The following is a 1397-nucleotide window of genomic DNA, read 5'->3' on the forward strand; positions in this document are numbered from 1 at the left end:
GCCCAGGTCACCATCAAGGCCGGTGATACCAGCGCGCCGTACACTCACGACGCACAAGGCGATGACGTCTACAACGACGCAGGTCAGATCAGCCTGGGTATCAACTCGGCGGAGGACGCCACTGGTGCGACCTTCGAGAACCTGGAACTCGGCGGTGCGGCTTCGGTTCAAGTGACCGACACCACCGACGAAGTGGTGGCCAAGCTGACCGCGACCCCTTCGGTGACCGAAGGCGGCGAGATCACCTACACCATCACGCTGACCAACCAAGACGGTCTGCCGATCAACAATCACAGTGCCTTGACCTTCACGCTGAGCGACGGCACCACCGTCATCACCGTGCCGGCCAACGGTACCGTGGGCACAGCCACCGTGACTGCTCCGGACAACGTCTACGTCGGCACCAACGACGCTGTCGTGAAGTCGATCGCAACCGTTGAAGGCGCGGATGTCGGCAAGTTCGAGCAACTGACACTCGACAAGACCCCGGTCAGCACTGCAGTCACTGACGAGCCAGGTACCCCAGGTAACCCGGGCGGCAACAACGAAGGCGATCTGGTGAAGGTCACCATCACGGCCGACCAGACTTCGGTAGCCGAGAACGTCAAACCGACGTTCACCGTGCACGTCAACCAACCGCTGGACCACGACCTGGTTGTGACCCTGAGCAACAACGCCCAGGTCACCATCAAGGCTGGCGATACCAGCGCTCCGTACGAGCACGATGCGCAAGGTGACGACGTCTATCAGGATGCTGGCGAAATCAGCCTGGGTATCAATTCGGCGGAGGACGCCACTGGTGCGACCTTCGAGAACCTGGAACTCGGCGGTGCAGCTTCGGTTCAAGTGACTGACACCCTCGACGAGGTGGTGGCCAAGCTGACCGCGACCCCTTCGGTGACCGAAGGCGGCGAGATCACCTACACCATTACGCTGGCCAACAAAGACGGCTTGCCGATCAACAACCACTCGGAGCTGTACTTCAAGCTGACCGACGGCACTACTGTTGTCGTGGCAGCGAACAGCACTACGGGCTCGGCCACTGCAACCGCCCCGGACAACGTCTATGTCGGCGCTAACCAGCCGGTGGTCAATGCCATCGACGCCGTCAGCGGCGCAGATGCGTGGAAGTTCGAAAACCTGAACCTGGACAAGACGCCGGTCAGCACCGAGGTGACCGACGAGCCAGGCACCCCAGGCAACCCGGGCGGCAACAACGAAGGCGACATCGTCAAGGTCACTATCACGGCCGACCAGACCTCGGTAGCCGAGAACGTCAAACCGACGTTCACCGTGCACGTCAACCAACCGCTGGACCACGACCTGGTCGTGACCCTGAGCAACAACGCCCAGGTCACCATCAAGGCTGGCGATACCAGCGCTCCGTACGAGCACGA

At 61.6% G+C, this 1397-nt stretch carries 1 protein-coding gene; it reads left to right on the top strand.

Annotated features, from left to right (window positions below):
- Positions 1-1397 (top strand): immunoglobulin-like domain-containing protein (locus ACF8EA_RS15525; RefSeq protein ID WP_392522519.1); only part of this gene is annotated, 1397 nt, incomplete at both ends.

Source organism: Pseudomonas sp. YQ_5 (genome assembly GCF_043103305.1).
GTDB classification, from domain to species: Bacteria; Pseudomonadota; Gammaproteobacteria; order Pseudomonadales; family Pseudomonadaceae; genus Aquipseudomonas; species Aquipseudomonas putida_Y.